Source organism: Akkermansia sp. N21169 (genome assembly GCF_029854675.1).
Classification (GTDB): Bacteria; Verrucomicrobiota; Verrucomicrobiia; order Verrucomicrobiales; family Akkermansiaceae; genus Akkermansia.
On sequence record NZ_JARWNC010000033.1, the window covers coordinates 113,541 to 133,904 of the forward strand.

20 protein-coding genes are annotated in these 20,364 nt (G+C 52.4%); 14 read left to right on the forward strand and 6 right to left on the reverse strand.

Features of this window, described 5'->3' with window-relative positions; translation table 11 throughout:
- Positions 1-2: 2 nt before the first annotated feature.
- Both QET40_RS04415 and QET40_RS04420 read left to right on the forward strand, forming a co-directional pair.
- Entirely contained in the window at positions 3-1,433 is a 1,431-nt protein-coding gene (locus QET40_RS04415) for a hypothetical protein (RefSeq protein WP_280125961.1), read from the forward strand.
- A gap of 95 nt (positions 1,434-1,528) precedes the next feature.
- Positions 1,529-3,709 carry a hypothetical protein gene (locus QET40_RS04420; RefSeq protein ID WP_280125962.1) on the forward strand — a complete coding sequence of 727 codons (2,181 nt, stop codon included), beginning with the start codon at positions 1,529-1,531 and terminating at the stop codon, positions 3,707-3,709.
- A gap of 135 nt (positions 3,710-3,844) precedes the next feature.
- Here the strand turns inward: QET40_RS04420 and QET40_RS04425 are convergent, their stop codons facing one another.
- Positions 3,845-4,465, reverse strand: a complete 621-nt coding sequence (locus tag QET40_RS04425; RefSeq protein WP_280125963.1) for an HAD family phosphatase — start codon at positions 4,463-4,465, stop codon at positions 3,845-3,847.
- Between the two features lie 309 nt (positions 4,466-4,774).
- Here QET40_RS04425 and rpsT point away from each other — a divergent pair, with 309 nt between their 5' ends.
- From rpsT to QET40_RS04450, 5 genes are all read left to right on the forward strand, one after another.
- Positions 4,775-5,038, forward strand: a complete 264-nt coding sequence (gene rpsT, locus QET40_RS04430; RefSeq protein ID WP_280125964.1) for a 30S ribosomal protein S20 — start codon at positions 4,775-4,777, stop codon at positions 5,036-5,038.
- Between the two features lie 80 nt (positions 5,039-5,118).
- Complete coding sequence (locus QET40_RS04435; protein WP_280125965.1) at positions 5,119-5,340, forward strand: hypothetical protein; 222 nt, start codon at positions 5,119-5,121, stop codon at positions 5,338-5,340.
- Between the two features lie 21 nt (positions 5,341-5,361).
- A complete protein-coding gene (locus tag QET40_RS04440) occupies positions 5,362-5,925 on the forward strand; it encodes an NUDIX hydrolase (protein ID WP_280125966.1) in 564 nt (187 codons plus the stop codon).
- An 86-nt stretch (positions 5,926-6,011) separates the two neighbouring features.
- Positions 6,012-6,932 carry an ornithine carbamoyltransferase gene (gene argF, locus QET40_RS04445; RefSeq protein ID WP_280125967.1) on the forward strand — a complete coding sequence of 307 codons (921 nt, stop codon included), beginning with the start codon at positions 6,012-6,014 and terminating at the stop codon, positions 6,930-6,932.
- Positions 6,933-6,951: 19 nt separating this feature from the next.
- Positions 6,952-7,371, forward strand: coding sequence for a SufE family protein (locus QET40_RS04450; protein WP_280125968.1), 420 nt, complete (start codon positions 6,952-6,954; stop codon positions 7,369-7,371).
- An 85-nt stretch (positions 7,372-7,456) separates the two neighbouring features.
- On the opposite strand, the gene murJ is transcribed toward QET40_RS04450, so the two are convergent.
- Both murJ and QET40_RS04460 read right to left on the reverse strand, forming a co-directional pair.
- Positions 7,457-9,079: a murein biosynthesis integral membrane protein MurJ gene (murJ, locus tag QET40_RS04455; protein ID WP_280125969.1), complete on the reverse strand. Its 1,623-nt coding sequence runs from the start codon at positions 9,077-9,079 to the stop codon at positions 7,457-7,459.
- A gap of 114 nt (positions 9,080-9,193) precedes the next feature.
- Positions 9,194-10,087 carry a glycosyltransferase family 25 protein gene (locus QET40_RS04460; RefSeq protein ID WP_280125970.1) on the reverse strand — a complete coding sequence of 298 codons (894 nt, stop codon included), beginning with the start codon at positions 10,085-10,087 and terminating at the stop codon, positions 9,194-9,196.
- Positions 10,088-10,315: 228 nt separating this feature from the next.
- Between QET40_RS04460 and QET40_RS04465 the strand changes: the two genes are divergently transcribed.
- The 7 genes from QET40_RS04465 (at position 10,316) to QET40_RS04495 (ending at position 17,773) form a co-directional block, all read left to right on the forward strand.
- Positions 10,316-11,239 (forward strand): metal ABC transporter substrate-binding protein, encoded by a 924-nt coding sequence (locus QET40_RS04465; RefSeq protein ID WP_280125971.1) that lies wholly within the window; start codon positions 10,316-10,318, stop codon positions 11,237-11,239.
- A gap of 99 nt (positions 11,240-11,338) precedes the next feature.
- Positions 11,339-11,701, forward strand: a complete 363-nt coding sequence (locus tag QET40_RS04470) for a hypothetical protein (protein WP_280125972.1) — start codon at positions 11,339-11,341, stop codon at positions 11,699-11,701.
- Positions 11,698-12,462, forward strand: a complete 765-nt coding sequence (locus tag QET40_RS04475; protein WP_280125973.1) for a metal ABC transporter ATP-binding protein — start codon at positions 11,698-11,700, stop codon at positions 12,460-12,462. Before QET40_RS04470 ends, QET40_RS04475 begins: the two co-directional genes overlap by 4 nt.
- Before the next feature lie 29 nt (positions 12,463-12,491).
- The gene (locus tag QET40_RS04480) at positions 12,492-13,349 is read left to right on the forward strand and encodes a metal ABC transporter permease (RefSeq protein WP_280125974.1); all 858 of its coding nucleotides are present in this window, start codon (positions 12,492-12,494) and stop codon (positions 13,347-13,349) included.
- A gap of 133 nt (positions 13,350-13,482) precedes the next feature.
- Positions 13,483-13,956 (forward strand): UvrB/UvrC motif-containing protein, encoded by a 474-nt coding sequence (locus QET40_RS04485; RefSeq protein ID WP_280125975.1) that lies wholly within the window; start codon positions 13,483-13,485, stop codon positions 13,954-13,956.
- Positions 13,949-15,079, forward strand: coding sequence for an ATP--guanido phosphotransferase (locus QET40_RS04490; RefSeq protein WP_280125976.1), 1,131 nt, complete (start codon positions 13,949-13,951; stop codon positions 15,077-15,079). Before QET40_RS04485 ends, QET40_RS04490 begins: the two co-directional genes overlap by 8 nt.
- An 18-nt stretch (positions 15,080-15,097) precedes the next feature.
- A complete protein-coding gene (locus tag QET40_RS04495) occupies positions 15,098-17,773 on the forward strand; it encodes an ATP-dependent Clp protease ATP-binding subunit (RefSeq protein WP_280125977.1) in 2,676 nt (891 codons plus the stop codon).
- A gap of 157 nt (positions 17,774-17,930) precedes the next feature.
- Here QET40_RS04495 and QET40_RS04500 read toward each other — a convergent pair whose 3' ends face one another.
- The 3 genes from QET40_RS04500 to QET40_RS04510 are packed head-to-tail and all read right to left on the reverse strand — an operon-like array spanning position 17,931 to position 20,186.
- Positions 17,931-18,329, reverse strand: coding sequence for a TM2 domain-containing protein (locus tag QET40_RS04500; RefSeq protein ID WP_280125978.1), 399 nt, complete (start codon positions 18,327-18,329; stop codon positions 17,931-17,933).
- A 21-nt stretch (positions 18,330-18,350) separates the two neighbouring features.
- Positions 18,351-19,088, reverse strand: a complete 738-nt coding sequence (locus tag QET40_RS04505; protein WP_280125979.1) for a hypothetical protein — start codon at positions 19,086-19,088, stop codon at positions 18,351-18,353.
- A 15-nt stretch (positions 19,089-19,103) separates the two neighbouring features.
- Positions 19,104-20,186: an SPFH domain-containing protein gene (locus tag QET40_RS04510; protein ID WP_280125980.1), complete on the reverse strand. Its 1,083-nt coding sequence runs from the start codon at positions 20,184-20,186 to the stop codon at positions 19,104-19,106.
- Positions 20,187-20,364 lie beyond the last annotated feature (178 nt).

Consider the following 20,364-nt stretch of genomic DNA (forward strand, 5'->3'; position numbering starts at 1 on the left):
CCATGAAATTGCCGTTCTCCCTTCATTGCATGTTGACCGCCGGGCTTTTACTGTCCGGCTCGTTTCCCGTCTGCGGAGAAGCCCCCATTCCCACAGACAAGCCATCTCAAACGCAAGAAGCGCCCCAGCAGAACCATGCGAAGGCGGAATACACGGCAACTTTCCCGGCACCCATTCCCGGAATTCCCATGCCCATGAACCTCAGTGCCATGGACGGAGTCAGCCTCGACTCCGTCCATATCGATCTGGCCGTCCGCCAGCACGAAGTGCTCGTCATCTATACATGTACTCTCACCTGTGACGCTCAACAAGCCGGCAAGAAACTGCCTATGGGCATTCCCTTCCAGTACAAACTGCCCGATGCCGAAGCCAATGCATCGTCCCCGTTGCCCATCCACCGCGTTCCTTTCTCCAAATCGCTGGGAGACATCAGTGTCGGAGTCAATCAGCTGGCCGAAGAATGGAAGCAGGTCGAAGGTAGGCATCCTCAATACCAGGCACCATCTCTGCAACAAGTCAGCGATATCACGCATTGGCTGACGTTTTCCCCCAAGCTGAAACAAGGGCCTAATACCCTCACGATCCATTTCACCGTTCCCTATCGCCAAACACGCCAGTATCTGCCTCATCAAGATGGCGCACAAATCATTCAGAATCCTCTGCTCTTCCAGATGGATCTCAATGCCATCCGTACCTGGTCCGCCCCCATCCAGCACGGAGAAATCCTTATCTTTTCGGAGGAAATGCTCCCCGATTCCCTGAATCTCATCTCTCCGCAGGACAAAAATGCTGTTACACGCTCCGAAAAAGGCGTCATGAAATGGGATTTCACTCCGCAGGCCGGACAGCCCCCGACCGATACCCTTGCCCTGGAATTCGGACCTCGTCTGAGTTTTCGCGAAAATGCAAATGAAAAACGTACTTCACTGAAACTGAACAACACCCCGATTCGCATCCCTGGAGATTACAAAATTGAAACATCATCCTCAGCTGGGGCCGATCCGTTCGGCAATGCCTGTTCCCCAGACAACCTGCGGGAGGGTAGTCAAGGATTCTGGGCCGAAGGAGCGGAAGGCGATGGAGAATCACAGTTCATTCTCATCACATTCCCTACTCCGCAAAAATTGGAAGGACTGCTCATCCAACCGGGGATCTCTCCCGTCCGCCTTGGTCGCAACGGCGATACTGAAGCAAGACGCCACCCCGCCATCGCCTATTCCCTGTATAACAGGCCCCATAGTATTAGAGTCATTCTCAACGACGGGCAATACGAATTCAAAGCAACTCTGCGCGACGATTGGAATGAACAACTCGTCATCCCGCCCTACTTCAAGGGATCGGTTAAATCCGTCAAAATTATTCTGGAAAAAATAACCCAGGGAGCCAATTCCGAGGATACCTTCCTCACAGGAGCCATCCCCCTCGTCAAATAATATCCCATTGTATTTCCCATATCTCCACATTCTTTGATTGCCGACAAGGCCTCTTTTTCATAAACTTTTTTTATTCTTAGCAGACAATTTTTCCTATGAGTGACCAGCCCGACTCACAGCCCAATCCTCCTCTTTTGAAAAAACGAACCCTCATCACCGGAGTTCCAGCAGGAGGCCAATCCGAAGTACGCCCCAAATTGTTTTCCCCCGCTACAGCGGCACAGGCAGCATCGCAAGGCAAGTTACTCACCCCGGGAGGACAAGCCCAGATAACCGAAGAACAAGCCTTGCTGGCAGAAGAACAACTCCGTCTCCAACAGGAAGAACTCGCCCGCCAGGCCGCCGAACAGGCAGAACGCGAACGTCTCGACGCAGAACAGGCGGCACAAAAACGCCTGGAAGCAGAACAAATCGCCGCAGCACAAGCTGAAGAAGAGCGTCTGGAAATTGAACGGGCGGCTGCTGAATGCAGCGCCTACGAACAGGCTATACGTGACGAACAGGAAAAACTCGCCGCGGCACAAACTGCAGAAGAAGCTCAGCCTCCGTACTATCAAGGGGAAGCCCCCCAAGCTGAAGAACTGGATGCCAAAGTCAAACATGCACTGGAACAATTGAAAGCCGCCCAGGAAGCTCTTATTGCAGCCCAGGCCACGGCTACCAGTCTGTCTCCCTCTGTGTCTGCAGCCCCCGCACCAGCACCGGAGTCCTCACCTGGCACAGCACCACGCTTGAAACTGGCTACTCCAGCTTCGCCCGTTTCTGCCGCACCTTCACCATCGCCGGCCATCACGCCAAAACCAGTAGCGACTTCTTCTCCGCTTCCCGGCACCCCTGCCAGTCCATCTCTTAGCGGTGGTTCCATCCCGCCAACTGCAGGCATCCCGCAATCTCCGGACGCCTCTTCTTCCGCCCCCCAACCGGAATCCATCATGAGCAAAAAGCCGATCAAATTCGGCATCATAGCCGTCTGCATCGCCGCCATCGGTTGCGGAGCCGCCTATTACTATGTTTCCGGAAGAGACGAAGCAATACGGAAGGCCAACGCCAGATATACCGAATTGCAAAAAATTGGTGTCGAACTCGGGAAGGAATCCTCTTCCCTTGGCGCAGACAAAGGAGGAGATATCCTGAAATACGATGCGGCAACATTCAAAACAAAAGTCACCCCCAATGCCAAGGATGCGGACTTCCTTCTTGACCACATACGCGGAACAAAAGACCCGACAGGAGCCAAGGCTGCCATCCATCTGCTCTCCGTCATGGGCCAGCTGGATCCCAAGATTGCTTTAAAAACGATTACGGATATCACCAATAACCCGAAGAAGTATACCAAGACACAGATTTCGATGTTTACCTCCATCCTGGCCTCGTCGAAAAACCCCAAAGTCTTGCAGCATCTCTGGCTCCTTCAGCGCAAACTCGCCGCTGCCAATCAGAAGGAACTGGAAGCCACCGTACTGCGTGAAATGCGTCTTGGCCTTGACCCCAACAGTATTACCCCTCTGTTAAAACTTCTGTTCAATCCCGACACCAAAGTTACCGATTCACATATCGTCGATGCTCTTGCCACTGCCATCCCTTCCATGGCGGACAAAGCTGACGATGCCGGTAAATCCCTCATCGCTGAAGAAATCGTCAAAGCAGCCAATTCTGCCCCCAAAGATACAGAAGCCAAACGATTAAACATTGCCTACCAGGCCCTCGCCCTAACCGGCAAACCTATGGCTATTTCATTCTTCAGGGACACCGTCAAGAACAGTCCCCTCATCAACAAAATCACGGCGATCCGCGCCATGAAGAGTTGTGTCAGCGACGATGCCATCCCTCTCCTCCGTGAATTCATGACATGGAAAGATCCGGATCTGGAACGGGAATCCACTGTGCGCGAAATCAGGAATTCCATATCCAGCGTCCTTGGAAACAGGCTCGGACAACGCAGCAACGAAGAAGGTAAAGCGCTCTTCCAACCGGAAATAGACCGCATTAACGACCTCTCAGCCCAAGCCGCCGCCGCCCCCGACGACAAAAAACTTGCCCAGGCAGCCCAGGATGCAAAAATGATGATTCTCGCCACCGTGTCAATCGCCATTGAAGAATATCCTTATGTCAAAGACATTCTGGACCAATTCATAAAAGATACCGATCCCAAAGTCTCCGAACGGGCCAAAAACATCCGTAAGCTGATTGCCAACCGTAAAAACCTCCAAAAGGAACGCAAAGGCATGAGCGAAGAAGAAAAAGCCGCCTACTGGCAAAAGAGATTAAATGGTTAACGCCCGATTCCCGGAGAGCTTGCTCTTCGATTCGCATGACCTGCTTAGCTCATCCAAACTCCGCCAGCGATTTCACATTGCTGCCGGAGTTTTTTTCACCTTGGATTTATCAGGGGGAGACTACTGAAGTTCTCCTCAGATCCGCGTTAAATACTCGGGCGGAGTTTCCACGCGGACGCACTCCATACCCGCCGCAGCAGCAGCCTGAATTCCCGGTTCGGCATCCTCGAAGACAACACAGTCTCCCGGACTGGCCCCCAGTCTTTCAGCTGCCAGCAGGAACATATCGGGAGCCGGCTTGCCGTGGGCCACATCTTCGGGAGTCACAACCAATGGGAAAAGACCTTCGATGCCGGCACTTTTCAACGTCATGCGGGCTCCCGGCATCATGCTGCCCGTAGCAATGGCAACCGGGGCACCATCTCCAAGGGAACGGACAAAATCCACCGTTTCGGGAATTGGAGTTACTCCTTCCCTTTCCAAAAGATTCAGATAAGTCGCTCTCTTGTCTTCGGAAACGGCATCCGGGTCCATGACAACACCGTACTTCTCACAAATGTACAAGACAACGTCACGGGCTGATTTACCACCGCAGGAATAAAATTCCTCCGGAAGAAAAGCCTCATACGGTGCTCCAGCCTTTTCGAGAGCTAGTCGCCAGGCCTTGTAATGCAATGGCATACTATCCACCAACGTTCCATCCAGATCAAAAATATAGCCTGCGTACTTCTTCTCCGGCAGTAGAACTCTCTTCATATCGCGGGTGATCATACCGTCTTGCCGACCGTCGTAAAGCCCGGAGACAGACTTACCGCAATCCTCTCATTCAACCATATTCCCTCTCAGAAAATCCCGGGACAAAAACTGCCGACATCAATCGAACATACCGGAGGATACGCACAAATAACCGAAGCTATTCAAGACGGTATCCGCATTAATACCTCCCAAGAAGGAGAGAAAAATGTTTTTTCCCAAATATTTTACTCATCCGATACTTGACATTGAGAATCCCCTCACTAGAATCGACCGCACTCGGAACGAAAACCGACACATCCTTTTTTTCACATGGCTAATATTAAATCCGCACTGAAACGCATCCGTCAGACGAAGACCCGCACCGCCAGAAACCGTGCTGCTCATTCACGTCTGAAGACCCTCCGCAAGAAGATTGCCTCTGCCATCGAACAAGCTGACAAGGCCGCTGCAGCCGTTGCCTACAGCGAATTCTCCTCTGCCGTCGACAAAGCCGCCAAGACCGGCAAGGTTCCGGCCAATCGCGCTGCAAACTACAAGAGTAAGGCAGCCAAGGCAATCGCCAAAATCGCCTAAGTTCTTCATTCGGTTTTCCGTCCTTTTCATGACAAGCCGGCCTGTTTACGCAGGTCGGCTTGTTTTGTTACCCTGATCCCATGCAGCAATCCAGGAAAGAGATGGCGACGCTCATCATCAATGATCCCTCCTCCTTCAAAGTATGTGAAGGTTGTGGTTCCATCGTTTCTCAACAAACGGCTCTCTGTCCGAATTGCAATGCTTACCGGTTCGAGACACAAGACGAATATGTCGTCGAACAGGCCATCCTTCTCGCTTCGCGGGAGCAACGTTCCGTCACTCCGGACGACATTGATTTTTAAGCTTCCCCTACCAAGTTCCCCATGAAGCAGGATAATCTTAAAAAATGGAAGGTTCTGCGGAGTGCCTACATCCACCGAGAACCATGGTTTACCGTCCGGGAAGAAGATGTACTCCTCCCCAACGGCAAAGAAATCCCATCCTACCATATCCTGGAATATCCCGACTGGGTCAACGTGATCGCTATCACACGCGACAGACGCTTTGTCATGGAAAAGCAATACCGCCACGCACTCGCCCGCGTCGACTACGAACTTTGCGCTGGCGTCACGGAACCGGAGGACGGTTCCCCCATGGAGTCCGCCCGAAGGGAACTGCTTGAAGAAACCGGTTACGGAGGCGGAACATGGGAACACTTCATGACACTCTCCGCCAACCCCGGTACCCATACCAATTACACGCACTGCTTCATTGCACGCGATGTAGAACGACTTGGAGAACCATGCCTGGAGGATACAGAGGACATCTCTGTCCAGATTCTGACAAAAACCGAGCTTCTCGACATCATGACAAGAGGCGGCATCATCCAGGCTCTCCATATCGCCCCTCTGTGGAAATACATGGCCCTGTTTCCCGGAAAAGCCTGAGGCAGGTCTTTCCATGTCCTAATAAATCCTTTTCATCATGGGTTCCAAAGCCTAGTTTTCCCTTTTCTCCAACAAATTTTCCCGTTATGAACAACCTCCTTTCCATCGAACAACTCCAGGCTGAAGAAATCACGGATCTCCTGGCTCTGGGACACAAGCTCAAAGCCGAACGCGGCCACCATGCGGAACATCCACTCAAGGGACAGAGCTGGGGATTGATTTTCTCTAAATCCTCCACGCGCACCCGTGTCTCCTTCGAAGTCGGCATCAGCGAACTCGGAGGCAGGCCGATGTTCCTTTCCGTTCACGACATCCAACTAGGCCGCGGAGAACCCGTCAAAGACACCGCCCGCGTCCTCGGTCGCATGATCCACGGCGTAGCTATCCGTACCTACGGACAAAACGAAGTGGTCGAATTCGCCAAATACTCCGGTATCCCGACCATTAATGCCTTGACGGACGACGAACACCCCTGCCAGATTCTAGCCGACCTTCTAACCATCGAAGAAATCTACGGCAAAGCTTCCTGGAAGAACATGAAAATCGCGTTCATGGGCGATGCCGACAACAACATGGGACGCTCCTGGATGTGGGCAGCCAAAAGACTCGGCTTCACTCTCGCCCTCGGTGGCCCGGAAGCCTATCTGCCCTCCGCAGAATACCGGGCAAGGCTGAACTGCGACAACATCATTTACACCACCGATGCCGAAGAAGCCGTCCGCGGCGCTACCGTCATCAACACTGACACTTGGATCTCTATGGGACAGGAATCCGAACACGGTACCAAGGAAAAACATTTCCTTCCCTACCAGGTCAACGATACTCTCCTGAACGCCGCGGCCCCGGATGCTACCGTCCTTCACTGCCTCCCTGCCTACCGAGGTATGGAAATCACAGAGGAAGTACTGGAACATAACGCCGACGCCATCTTCCGAGAAGCGGAAAACAGACTTCATGCCCAAAAGGCTGTCCTGTCCACCCTGGCACGCAACTGCTACGGTCAATAATCCTCAAATACCATTAGCCATGGGATACGAAGAACGATTACAGGAACTCCTTGACGAACTGGATCTTTTCCAGGACTGGACCGAACGTTACGAATACATCATCGGCCTGGGAAAACAACTCCCTCCCCTTCCGGAAGCCCTTAAAACCGACGACATTCTCATCAAGGGATGCCAATCGCGCGTATGGCTCCACACGGAAAGCCGGGACGGCAAGCTCATTCTGGCAGCTGACAGCGACTCCCTCATCACCAAAGGCCTCATTGCCCTGTTCGTACGCCTCTTATCCGGTCTCCCTGCAGAAGAAGTTATCAAGGCCGACATGAGCAAACTCGACCAAACAGGTCTTAAAGACCACCTCGCCCCCACGCGAGCAAACGCTCTCAACTCCATGGCCGGTCAAATCAAACAGGCAGCGGCACGCATCCCCTCCGGCTCCTGAGACACCACAATCATTGATTCCACACCCGCCCCGGTTCCCCCAACAAGGGAAGCCGGGGTATTTATTTGCTACCAACAACCGCCTGTTATGATTTATTCTTCATGAACTTGTCGCGGAATTGCTCAAACTCCGGCAATTTCAACATCCAGACCGCCGCAAGATAAAGGAGAGCTCCCCCGCCGCAAACAAGGGACAACGTGAAGATACGGAATATATGCCCCCATTCCAAAAAGTCCTGCATGAAGAACGTTTTTGCCGCCCAACACCACACAGCCAGCAAAACACCGGCAAAAACAATCCTAATCAGTCCCGAGAACAACACGCCACCGCATATCCCCCCCAATTGCCTTCGGAGGTACAAGAAATAAAACAGAAAGTTGAACGTCGTGATCACCGATGTCGTCAAAGCCAACCACGAAGCATCCTTGTGCAAGATACGGACAAACGTGTAGTTGCAACTATAGCTCAATGACAAAGCTACCAGAGCCGCCATAAGGGGAACCCAGCGTTTTTCCAGAGCCAGAAACACCGGTTGCACCACCTTGGTCCCTGCATAGCCAAGCAATCCCCAGGCATAGGCAACCAGGACATCTCCAGTTCGTATGACATCTGCCTCCCCAAAGTGACCCCATGCCCACTGGTAAACCACGGAAACGGCATTTTCACCAAGAATCGCGAGAACAACTACGCTGGGAACGGCAAACAGTGCAACCAAGCGGAGAGCTGTCGCCACATGTTCCGCCACCTTTCCCTTCCCATCTTCATCACCGATCAACCGGGACACCGCCGGAAGGACAACCATCCCGGTCGCTACACCAAACAACCCCACCGGTAGCTGCCACAACTTGAAAGCCGTCGACAGTGCCGACACCGATCCAGCCTTCAATTCCAAAGCAAATCCAGTATTAATATACACATTGAACTGGGTCACGCCGGACGCCATGACCGATGGAAGCATCAATCCCCAAATCTTGTACAGATTCTTATCTTTCCAATTGAAATTCAATTTCCAACGGAATCCTTCGCGTCTCAGGCGCGGTACTTGTACCAGCCATTGGGCTACACCGCCCAACGTCACGCCGATCGCAAACCCGTACAAAGCCTTCCCATCAAGGCCGAAGGTAGGATCAATCCAATAACCGATTGCAAACCCCACCATAATAGACACCACATTGAATGCCGCCGAGGCCAGCATCGGCAATCCAAACACACCCACAACATTCAAAGCCCCCATCACCAGAGCAGACAGAGAGGCAAACGCAATGAACGGCCACATCAACCGACACAATCCGATCGCCATATCCATATCGGAACCTTCCGTACTTCCATGGTACAGGGATCCCATCAAAGGCCCTGCAAACACAATCCCCAGAGTCACAATGGCTACCATCATGGAAGAAAGCTGGGTAGCCACCTTGGACGTCAATTCCCAGAGCACGGAGTCTCCATCCGCTTTCTTCACCTTGGAGGCAACACTCGTATATGCCTGGGACAAGGCTCCTTCGGCAAACAGGTCTCTCAACAAATTGGGAAGCCGAAAAGCAGTATTAAAAGCATCCAGCGGCCCACCCAACCCGAACAGTCCGTTATAAACGGCCTCGCGAACCATCCCCGTCATGCGGCACAGAAAAATACAAGCGGAAGCAATCAGCGAATTACGGGCAAGAGACATGAAGCGGGCGGAAGTTGCGCAGATACTGCCACGCATGCCGCCGGGACGTCAACTCCGAAGCCTCACAACATTTCCGTCAATCACATTAAAAAAACAGAATCCCTCCTGTGTATCGGTAATAGACAGACCACCGCATCAATCAGTCCGGATTCACTTCTTTTTCCCGGGGAACCCCCTGCGACTGTATCGGATGAACTTGCCAAACCGCCCAAGATCACTCAGCAACCGTCTAAACAATCCCGGTCCCCACTCAGCCAGCCAGTACATCACGGGTGACACCTCCTTCGGGCGTGCCGTCAAATCCTTGACGAAGTTGGTTGACATGCGGTTGAGGATATCGGACATGGACTCTGTCTGAATCACGATTTGGGGAGCCATTACCAAAACATCCAAACCGCTCTTCAACGTAAAGAAATTCTTAATCCACGTATCGACGGCACGGTAACGGGCAATCCACGACCACACCTCCGATTCATCGGGCAAAGCCTCCAGAATCGTCCCGAAAGCCCTGCGGCTTACAATAACCGCATGCAGAGTCAAGGCTCCCGGTACTTTCCAGAGTTCTACATTATTCTCCGGATAGAGCAGGTCCGACCCCATATTCAGCTTTCTCACCCCACGTTCCAGCTTGGCATTGTACCCCAGGTAGCAAAGCCCCCAGCTCGTATTCATCCTCAAATATCTGGATAAGACATCGTCTGAAGCCTTTTCCGTCGCCTCAAAATACTTGCTCGGAATGGCATCGTCCTCTAGCACCAAGATGCGTTCATACCCATGCGCGGATGCATCTTCGATCACGCGCTTGTGAGACATAAGGCACCCCGCCACACCAGCCCAGTCGCGCTCGCGTCCTTCCGTATATTCGGAAAACCACGGACCTTCGCCATAACCAGGCAGTTCAATGCCATAGACGGCAGACATGCGCTTTACTTTGGAGAAATCAAGAATATCCCTCCAATTTTCCTTAAAACTCAACCAACGATCCACCCTGTGATCCAGATTGATCACATAAATGGCGGAAAATGAATTGAGGAATTTTTTCATGCACAAGAATCCAGTCGCGTGACGAAAGGACTTACTCGCTGAGAGTATATGTGAGGCGGATTGTTGCAAGCAAGTCTTTTTCCCTGCTGTATCCACATTAGGGCAAGATTATCGGATCCGAGCTACTTCCATCGAAAGGAAGTCGAAAAATGGAGCCTTCCCCCTTTATCTCGGCATGCACGTAATTCCGCTTGCAAGAGACCATGAGCAACGCTCAATAATAAGGCAATGAAGAGCTTTCTGTCCATAGTCGTCCTCTTTCTTGTCACAGGCATCCTGATGGAATCCGGTGCCGTCCCCCCCCTCCAGGTAGCGGCACTCCACCCGTTTCTTGGCGAAATGGCGGAAAAAATTGGAGGAGAACATGTTAAAGTTGTCAATCTTTTGAAAGCCAATGGCAATCTGCACGCATTCGAACCCACTCCAGATGTGATCGCACAGGCTGCCGGTGCAAAATTCATCCTCGCTTCCGGTAAAAACATGGAACCCTATCTCAGTGGACTGGCAGACTCCGTTTCATCCCCTCGCGGCAAAGTTGTCATCATCGATATGGGAGCCTATATTCCCGACGTACCATCCGCCGACGGAGAACATACCCATGCCGAAGGAGTGGATGACCACCACTCCCACGGTTCGGTCGATCCGCACTGGTGGCACACACCGTCCAACATAAAGCGAGCCGCGCGCGCACTCTGCTCACTCTTCTCCCGGGAAGATCCGGATAATGCCGGAGCCTACAAAGCAGCTCTCGAACAATGGAACAAGGAATTGGATACCCTTGATGCCTGGGCCCGCGTCGAATTGGCTGATATCCCGGACACTCAGCGTCTGCTTGTTACCGGGCATTCCGCCATGGGGCATTTCTGTAAGGAATACTGTTTTACCGAACTGCCTATCCAAGGTATCAGCCGCGAGGATGAAGGCAACCCTGCCAGGTTCGGTAAAATCCTTCAAGAACTGAGAAACCGCCATGCCAAAGCCATCTTCCCCGAATATGGTTCCAACCCCAAATCCCTGATAAATATCGCCCAGAGTCTCAACATCCCGTTGGCACAACCACTGATCACGGACGGACTTTCTCCGGAAACACCCACCTTCGAAGATATGTTCCGGAAAAATGTCTCGACCATCAAACAGGCTCTGAGCCGCTAGTACGCCCAAGTATCCGATATGCGAGGATCCCCCCTACGACAATTATTCCTTACCTTGGCAGGAGTCCTCCTAGCCGGCGTACCACTTTACATCCTAACCATGCCTGCCACCCCCAACCAGCAGGAATGGCACGAGTCCGCCCCATCACTCCCCGATATCCCCGCCTACCTCACAGTCCGTTGCGCCCATACCCCGTCATCCATCGTTATCCGTTCCGGAGACAGGATCCTGCTGGAACGAAAATCACCTGTCCAACTAGTCAGCGAACACGACGTCAGCCTTCCCATTCCGGCTTCCGGAACAGTGCGTCTCAAAGTAGAAGCCTCTTGGCCGGAAAATACGCCCGACACTCCGATCACCCTGATTCTAGAACCCGAACGACGCGATTCCCGGACGGAAACACGTTGGTCAGTCGGGCAGCACCTTAATGACCTCTACACCTTCTCCTGGCCCTCATCATGACCCATTCGCACGACCATGTCTGTTGGGGTGCCGGACAATCACATCCCTGTTCTCATAAGCTTGATGTCCGGCACATCAGCGCCTCCTACGGCGCCGTTCTGGCTCTTGACGATGTTTCCTTCTCCGCCACATGCGGTCATACCATCGCCTTCATGGGTCCCAACGGTGCCGGCAAATCAACCCTCCTCAAGGCCATTGCCGGCCTCCTCCGTCCAACGCAAGGGGAAATTCTTTGGAACAATACCCCTCTTCATGCCACCCGGGGGGAAATCGCCTACCTACCCCAACGCTCGGAAGTTGACTGGAGTTTTCCCCTGACTGTTCGCGCACTTGTCGAGATGGGGCGTTACCCCGCACTCGGATTCTGGAAGAAATCCCAGCGGCACGACCAGGATATCGTGGAAAAATCGCTCGCCGCCATGGAACTGACCGAGCTAGCCGACAGGCAAATCGGAGAACTTTCCGGAGGCCAGCAACAACGAGTCTTTCTCGCACGCGCCCTCGCCCAGGAAGCCCACGTCCTCCTTCTGGACGAACCCTTCACCGGACTGGACTCCCCCGCCAGTCATTCCCTGGGTAAACTCCTGCATACTCTAGCCAGGGAAGGTCGTCTCATCCTCGCCTCCCACCACGACCTCAATACCGCAGCAGCCATCTTCGACGCCATCCTGCTCCTCAACCAAACCGTGCGTTTCTACGGTCCCGCCGACGATATCCTCACAGAGGAACACATCCAATCCGTCTACCGCAACCAGACGTAATAAGCCCCCCGCACCGCCTCGCCTTCCACATGGACAATTCCTTCTTCCAATTCATTCAGGAACCGCTTGCTCAACGCTCGCTCGTCGCCTGCATCATGATCGGTTTTGCCAACGGCTTCGCCAGCGGCCTGGTCGTCCTGAGAAAATCCGCTCTGCAAATTGGGACTCTTTCCTGCGCCCTATTGCCGGGAATTGCCGTTGCCATCCTCATTTTCGGGCTCCTGCGCTGGAGCATCCTGGCCGGAGCCGTCATCGCGGCCCTGCTCGTCGGACTGGGTTCTCTCTTCGTCTCCCGTACATCCAGAATCAGTCATGACACCGCCCTCTCCATCATCCACACCACTGCCTTTGCCGCCGGCTACATCATCCTCGTCCGCCTCGGTCTTCAACAAAAGATAGATGACTGGCTCTTCGGCTCCATCATGAGCCTTTCCAACACCGATCTCTGGATAGCCTATGCCATCAGCGCTCTCTGCGTCCTGCTCATCGTTGCCTTCAAGCGACCACTGCTCATTTACCTGTTCGATCCAGGCATGGCGGCCACACTAGGCATACCGACCCGCCTGTTCAGTTACGGCGTCTTCGCCTTAATCATCCTTGTCCTCGTATCCTCCCTTCAGGCTGTCGGCGCCTTCCTGACGTTAGGACTCCTCGTCGGACCGGCTGCCACTATGAGACTGTTTACCGACAAGCCGGCCCTGCTTTTCTGGGGAGGAGGCATCATCGGAGCCTCCGGCTCCCTTCTGGCCTTTCTCCTTTCATTCCCACTAGGGTGGCACCTGGGTGCCACAATCATCCTCGTCCTTGGGGTTTTCTTCCTGGCTGCCTACCTTTTTTCACCAAAAGCCGGTCTTCTCTTCCGACACCGTAAAATTCCCTCTGCATGACAATCGATGACACGCACCCATCTAGCGAGAACTGACCCTCGGGCGTATTCTAAAAAGCGTGAAAAAGTGCGAAATATGTTCAGCTCCTGCTTCGGTATTTGTGACACGGATCCTGAATGGTCTAACCACGGAAATGGCTCTATGCAAGAATTGTGCCAAAGACCGCGGGATTCTGGATCCTTCCGCATTTGACCTGGCAGAAAAACTCTTTCCGGCACTTTCCCCAAAAACCTCGTCAGTCCAGCAGAACCTGGCACAACAACTGCAAGCAGCCGTCACGGCAACCTTGTCCGGGCAACCCTTGACAAGATGTCCCGTTTGCGACTTCAGCCTAGACGATTTCAAACGCATCGGACGTCTCGGCTGCAGCAATTGCTACAATGTATTCATGGAAGAAATCCTGCCCCTCCTCGACATTTCGCCTCTGGACACGGTACCTACGTCACAGTCGGGCAACACCCCCATACATGCCAGTAAAGCAGCCCAGGAACACATGGATCTATCCATGCTCAAAGAACAAATGCAGAAAGCCATCAAAGAAGAAAACTACGAAGAAGCCGCTAAATTGAGAGACGCTATCAACGCCCTCAAATCATCCAATGACTAAGCAACGCCGCCCCCTGGGTTCCACAATGACCTTTGACCAGCTGATCAAACGCCCCGCCTCCTGGATGGTATCATCCCATAAAAATCAGGATATCGTCCTGACATCCCGCATCCGTTTAGCCCGTAACCTCAAAGACCTTCCCTTCCCCGGATGGGCCAGGAAAAAACAGCGTATCGAAATCCTTTCCCAAATTATGCCGATCGTCTCCAGACTGGATGAACAACAAACTGGATTCAACGCCGAACTTTCAGATCTCGACCAACTGCAAAAACAACTCCTCGTCGAACGCCACCTCATTTCGCGCGAACTCGCCGCCCGCTCGGAAGGGTGCGGAATCTCCATCTCGCGCAATCAATCCGTCAGCATCCTCCTCAACGAAGAAGACCATCTCCGCCTCCAATGCATCATGCCCGGGCTCCAAATCCGCAAGGCATGGGAGCATATCCGCCAAATCGATCACCTCCTCGGAGAACAACTACCTTACGCCAGCCTTGCCGGACTAGGTTACCTCACGGCCTGTCCCACCAATCTCGGTACCGGCATGCGAGCTTCCGTTATGGTTCACCTGCCCGGCATGGTTCTCTCCGGCTACATGGATCAGGTTTTCAAAGCGGCGGAGAAACTCAATATCACCGTCCGCGGCATCTACGGAGAAGGCACCGACACCACAGGCAATATCTTCCAATTTTCCAACATCAGCAACGTCAAAGATAACGAAAACACCATCCTCGACAAAATCAAGAACGTCATCTCGGCTCTTTCCGTCCAGGAAACCAATGCCCGCGAAAAAGTTTACCGGGACAACCCCATCGCCATCAAAGACCGTATCGGTAAATCCTACGGAATCCTCAAATTCGCCCGTCTGATTTCCACACGAGAAGCTCTGGAACACATCTCCATGATACGCATGGGGATCTCTCTGGGCGTCATTGCCAACGATGATCCAAAATCCCTTTACTTGCTCGTTCTCCGCATCCAGGCAGCACATATCCAACAAGCCCTCGGCGGCCAGCTACCTCCGGAAATGGATAAAGAACAACTCGCCTTCCTGGCCGGAAAAGAACGGGCAGACACCATCCGGGAACACTTCAAAAACATACCGGAACCCAATTTCAACCACTAAATATTTTCTTCAAGACCCATGAACAATTTTACACCTCGTGCCCAGCAAGTCCTTGCACTGGCAAGGCGTGAATCCGATCGTTTCAACCACAACTACATCGGAACAGAACACCTCCTCCTCGGCATCCTCAAAATAGGCCAGGGCGTTGCTGTCTCCGTTCTTGAACGTATGGGGATGGACATCACCAGCATCATCGGCCAAATCGAAGCCCAAATCACCACCGGAACGGAACCGCGCACCGAAGGAAACATCCCCTACACTCCGAGAGTCAAAAGAGTCCTCAGCCTAGCCAACAAAGAGGCCCAGGAACTCAACCACTCCTATGTCGGTACGGAACACCTCCTCCTCGGACTTCTCCGGGACGGAGGAGGACTGGCGGCACAAATCCTCCGCAACACGGGATTGGACCTCGACCAGGCACGGCGGGAAATCCTCGAAGAACTCTCCCCAAAATTCCGGGATATGGATGAAGTCAACCCTCCCGATGATGACGAATCCCTCTATGAAGATGAGGACGAATCCCGCCAAGCAGAGGCGGACGGCGGAGGACTGCCTCCTTCTCCAAAAGGGATGCGTGGTAAAATGACCGCCTTGCAAGCATTCGGAAGAGATATGACCCAACTGGCAAGAGATGGCTTGCTCGACCCGGTCATCGGTCGTTCGGCGGAAATTGAACGCGTCATCCAAATCCTCTGCCGCCGCAACAAAAACAACCCCGTTCTCCTCGGAGAAGCCGGCGTTGGCAAAACGGCCATCGTCGAAGGACTCGCCCAGGAAATAGCCGCCGGCAAAGTCCCCGAATTACTCATGCAAAAAAAGGTCATCACACTTGACCTGGCCCTCATGGTAGCCGGCACCAAATATCGCGGACAATTCGAAGAAAGGATCAAGGCCATCATGGACGAAATCCGCCGGGACGGCAACATCATCCTCTTCATTGATGAACTCCACACCATCGTCGGTGCCGGATCCGCAGAAGGCGCCATGGACGCATCCAACATCATCAAACCCGCATTATCCCGAGGAGAACTCCAGGCAATCGGCGCAACAACCCTGAACGAATACCGCAAACACATCGAAAAAGATGCGGCACTCGAACGTCGGTTCCAGCAAGTCCAGGTCGGCGAGCCTTCCGTCGAAGATACCATCAAGATCCTCCATGGCATCCAGAGCAAATACGAAGACCACCACAAAGTCCGATACACAGACGATGCCATCAGCACAGCAGCCAAGCTCTCCCATCGGTATCTGACTGGGAGATTCCTGCCCGACAAAGCTATCGACATCCTGGACGAAGCCGGAGCCCGCAAACGCGTCTCTCAAATGACTCGTCCCCCTGAATTCACCACTCTTGAAGAGAAAATCAACAAACTCAGGGAAGACAAACAGAATGCCATCATCGAGCAAAACTTCGAACTCGCCGCCCAACTCCGGGACAACGAGAAAAAGAGCCAGCGTCTTCTGGAAGAAACTCTCGTTCAATGGAGAAACGATTACGACACGAAATACGTCCCCGTCACAGAAGAAGACATCATGATCGTCCTCTCCAAGTGGACCGGCATCCCCCTCTCCCGCATGGAAGAAAAGGAAACCGAAAAGCTCCTCCGCATGGAAGAAGAACTCAAAAGCAAAGTTATCGGTCAGGACGAAGCCGCTTCTGCCGTTTCCCGCGCTTTGCGGCGAAGCCGTGCAGACATCAAAGATCCGCGTCGCCCCATCGGTTCCTTCCTCTTCCTTGGCCCGACCGGCGTCGGTAAAACCTACCTCGCCCGCAACCTTGCCGAAATCATGTTCGGAACCGCCGATGCGCTGATCCAGGTAGACATGAGCGAGTACATGGAAAAACACACCACCTCCCGCCTCATCGGCTCGCCTCCCGGCTACGTCGGTCATGAAGAAGGGGGCCAGCTTACGGAATCCGTGCGCCGCCGTCCCTACTCCGTCATCCTTTTCGACGAAGTGGAAAAAGCCCACCCCGACGTCATGAACCTCCTCCTCCAGATTCTGGAAGAAGGCATGGTCACCGACTCTTTGGGACGTAAAGTCAACTTCCGTAATACCATCATCATCCTTACGTCAAACGTCGGAGCTTCCTCCATCAAGCGACAGGGTACGATGGGCTTCGGAGCCATAGCTTCCGAAGAAGCAGACTACGAGTCTATGAAGGAGAAAATTCTGGAAGAATCCCGTAAGCACTTCCGCCCTGAATTTCTCAACCGGTTCGATGAGCTCATCATCTTCCGCATGCTGGAACAAAAAGATCTGGAACGCATCGTAGGGCTGGAAGCCAACAAACTAATCGAACGCCTCCACCAAAAAAACATATCCCTGAGCCTTTCGCCGGATGCCATGTCCCTCATCATCAAGCAAGGGTACGATCCCCAGTATGGGGCACGCCCCATGCGCCGCGCCATTGAACGCCTGCTGGAAGATCCGCTCGCAGAAGCACTTCTCCGCAATGAGGTTGCCCCGGGCATGAGAGTCAAAGCCATCGTCAATGAGGATGGAAAAACTGTAAAATTCGTTCCCGACATCCCATTGGACGAACTCCAGCTCTCCCTGCCATCCTCCACGGAGCAACCCGTCAAAACTAAAAAAAGCCGGAAAAAACAATCGGAACATACCGATGATAGCGCACAGGATGTTCCCACTCCCCGGAAATCCCCCAAACGCAAAAAACAGGACGATCAATAACCCGCCTGCCGGGACGTGATCCCACCCTCTCCATTTACATCCCCTCTCTGTCGTCCTTTTGGCAGAGAGGGGATTTTTCTTTTCCTACATAAAACAAAAGCTTCGGAAGCGGGTATTTCCCGACTCCGAAGCTCAAAAAACATTTTTTTAAATCAAATCAGGAGAAAGGAACCCCCTTGGCATCCTGCTTCACGACAATGGCCTCAATAATAGCCCATATCCAGATGAAGAATGCAAAGCCAAACCAGCCGATCAGCAGAGTAATCACCAACTGCGTAATGGCGCGCCCCGTATAACCCGCATAAAAATTATGGATACCGAAACATCCCAGGAAAATGGCAAGCACCACATAAGCCGTCCGGCTTTTGGGTAACGTCGTAGGCATCACCTGCTGAGGTTGCTGAACTTGAATGACAATCTGAGGTTGTCCGGAAGATGGCGTTTGAGTTGGAGTAGGAGCCGCTTCAGCAACTGCCTGTTCGGGTGCAGGAGCTCCGCAGGATGGGCACTTGGTCACACCGGCCGGAATAACATTATCACAATATTCGCATTTCATATGGTTACAAGTAGTGTCGGATTAAAGTTTTTCTTGAATAATTCGTTCCCGTTTCAAAAGAATTCTCTCAAAACGTAATGCCAGATCAGACAATCCAACCGTTTCTTCCGATAAATCCGGACGGGATGAAGATTCTGCTAACACGTTAATAATAGTATGCATATCGCGTATTAAAATGTCAAGATCGCGATCACATTCATTACATTCCGGAGAACCGGAACTCTCCATGGCATATTTCATCTGATCGGAAAGCTTTTCCAACTTTCCTACTAAAAGACTCACATCCGGGGTCCCGGCTCGCTTCAAATTGACAGCACAATCCATCAATTCACCCGCCATGCCACTGATCCTGGATCTGCCCACTCCCCGAGCAGCCGCATCGGCAGCACTCCGGGTAAAAGCCCGCATTAACAACAGAGTCACGGCAATCAATAAAAACAGGCACACAAGGTGAATGGAAAGTAGAAGGGTCGTCCCCGGCATAATAAACGCCAAGGGAACCAGCCCCAAACTCACCAGAAGATAAACCATAGGAGCCGCCAATAGCGCCATGGAAACCGGATTTTCCGCCCTCTTACGATTACTCACGTAAATCCCGGCCAGCATAAAAAAAACGGCTTCCGCCACCATGAGAAAAACAATGGATAACCAGACAACAGGCACCATCGTTGATACCATCACAGCCGGCATAATAAGAAAAGACCCTACAAACCAAGTCAGGGCCAATGCCAGCACAGCAAGTATAATTGTCGTAATCATAAAAAAGGAAGAAAATTAAACAATAGAATTACCGCAATGTGTACAAAACCTGGCATCGGGTGGCACTTCCATCCCGCAACCGGGACAAAACTGTTTCGGCAAGACCAGCATCTGACCGCAATTGCAACAAAATCTGGCATCGGATTGATTGGTCGCTCCACATTTGGAACAGACTCGCATCCCGGCCCCAGTATCAATCCGGGGAGAAAGTCTAGATGCCTGATCCCCTACCGTCTGCCCTAATCCCATCCCCAAAGCCATACCCATTCCTGCGCCGAGAACACTGGACTGAACACCGCCAGCCCCTTCATTGCCAACAGCAGTCTCCATCACATCAAACGAACGTTTTTCGTGATAGTTAAAACCGATAATATTCATCTCGGCACGTTCAGCCAAAGCGCGTTTCAACCTCGCCACGGCAGGATCGCTGTCATCCGTCGAAACAGATTCCACACAAAAATTGCATACCTTAACCCCGTATTCAGCGAGCATCTCAACCAGAACACCTTCGATATAACCCGACAACTCACTCAATCGTGCGGATATCTGCAGAATCGACACATGCTTCTCCAAAAGATACTTTGCAATCGTATCCTTCACCAAAGTCATGATAATTCCCTTAAAATGGGACTGTATCGTCTTCACCGTAAAAGCAGGTAACGTTCCCACCAACTTAGACAAAAACATCCTGCTATTCTCAATTTGCAATCCATATTGCCCAAAAGCCGAAACAGGCAGCATGAGATTGTATTTGGGATCTTCAATCTGAATAGGAGTTACCGTTCCCCACTTCACGTCAAGCGTATACACCTTTTGGACAAACCACACCTCAGCCGTAAAAGGAGAGCGCCCAAAAGGAATCTTATAAATTGTCGCAAGGATCGGATAATTCTCGGAACTCAGCGTATGACGTCCCGGAGCAAAAGGCCCTACAAACTGCCCCTCCTTCAACAAGATCGCTTCTTGGGATTCTGACACAATCAATTGCGTCCACGTACTCAATTCAGAGGATGGATACTTCCAAGCTAATACATTTGGAGAAGCGTCCCATTTAACAACATCAATTATGGACATACGATTAATATGATCTTCCATCATTTCCTTCCAGAGTCAAGAAGAAGCATACATTCTTTCCAAAAATCGGGGTTTGAGTATAAACAGAGAAGCCCCGCCTTGCATGGTGACAAGGCGGGGCTTCATGATCAATCCCGGCGACGACCTACTCTCACAAGAGCTATACTCTCACTACCATCGGCGCGCCAGCGTTTCACTGCCG

Coding starts and splice junctions, on each gene's coding strand:
- QET40_RS04415 (WP_280125961.1), top strand. CDS start 3: ATGAAATTGCCGTTCTCCCTTCATTGCATGTTGACCGCCGGGCTTTTA.
- QET40_RS04420 (WP_280125962.1), top strand. CDS start 1,529: ATGAGTGACCAGCCCGACTCACAGCCCAATCCTCCTCTTTTGAAAAAA.
- QET40_RS04425 (WP_280125963.1), bottom strand. CDS start 4,465: ATGAAGAGAGTTCTACTGCCGGAGAAGAAGTACGCAGGCTATATTTTT.
- rpsT (WP_280125964.1), top strand. CDS start 4,775: ATGGCTAATATTAAATCCGCACTGAAACGCATCCGTCAGACGAAGACC.
- QET40_RS04435 (WP_280125965.1), top strand. CDS start 5,119: ATGCAGCAATCCAGGAAAGAGATGGCGACGCTCATCATCAATGATCCC.
- QET40_RS04440 (WP_280125966.1), top strand. CDS start 5,362: ATGAAGCAGGATAATCTTAAAAAATGGAAGGTTCTGCGGAGTGCCTAC.
- argF (WP_280125967.1), top strand. CDS start 6,012: ATGAACAACCTCCTTTCCATCGAACAACTCCAGGCTGAAGAAATCACG.
- QET40_RS04450 (WP_280125968.1), top strand. CDS start 6,952: ATGGGATACGAAGAACGATTACAGGAACTCCTTGACGAACTGGATCTT.
- murJ (WP_280125969.1), bottom strand. CDS start 9,079: ATGCGTGGCAGTATCTGCGCAACTTCCGCCCGCTTCATGTCTCTTGCC.
- QET40_RS04460 (WP_280125970.1), bottom strand. CDS start 10,087: ATGAAAAAATTCCTCAATTCATTTTCCGCCATTTATGTGATCAATCTG.
- QET40_RS04465 (WP_280125971.1), top strand. CDS start 10,316: ATGAAGAGCTTTCTGTCCATAGTCGTCCTCTTTCTTGTCACAGGCATC.
- QET40_RS04470 (WP_280125972.1), top strand. CDS start 11,339: ATGCCTGCCACCCCCAACCAGCAGGAATGGCACGAGTCCGCCCCATCA.
- QET40_RS04475 (WP_280125973.1), top strand. CDS start 11,698: ATGACCCATTCGCACGACCATGTCTGTTGGGGTGCCGGACAATCACAT.
- QET40_RS04480 (WP_280125974.1), top strand. CDS start 12,492: ATGGACAATTCCTTCTTCCAATTCATTCAGGAACCGCTTGCTCAACGC.
- QET40_RS04485 (WP_280125975.1), top strand. CDS start 13,483: ATGGCTCTATGCAAGAATTGTGCCAAAGACCGCGGGATTCTGGATCCT.
- QET40_RS04490 (WP_280125976.1), top strand. CDS start 13,949: ATGACTAAGCAACGCCGCCCCCTGGGTTCCACAATGACCTTTGACCAG.
- QET40_RS04495 (WP_280125977.1), top strand. CDS start 15,098: ATGAACAATTTTACACCTCGTGCCCAGCAAGTCCTTGCACTGGCAAGG.
- QET40_RS04500 (WP_280125978.1), bottom strand. CDS start 18,329: ATGAAATGCGAATATTGTGATAATGTTATTCCGGCCGGTGTGACCAAG.
- QET40_RS04505 (WP_280125979.1), bottom strand. CDS start 19,088: ATGATTACGACAATTATACTTGCTGTGCTGGCATTGGCCCTGACTTGG.
- QET40_RS04510 (WP_280125980.1), bottom strand. CDS start 20,186: ATGATGGAAGATCATATTAATCGTATGTCCATAATTGATGTTGTTAAA.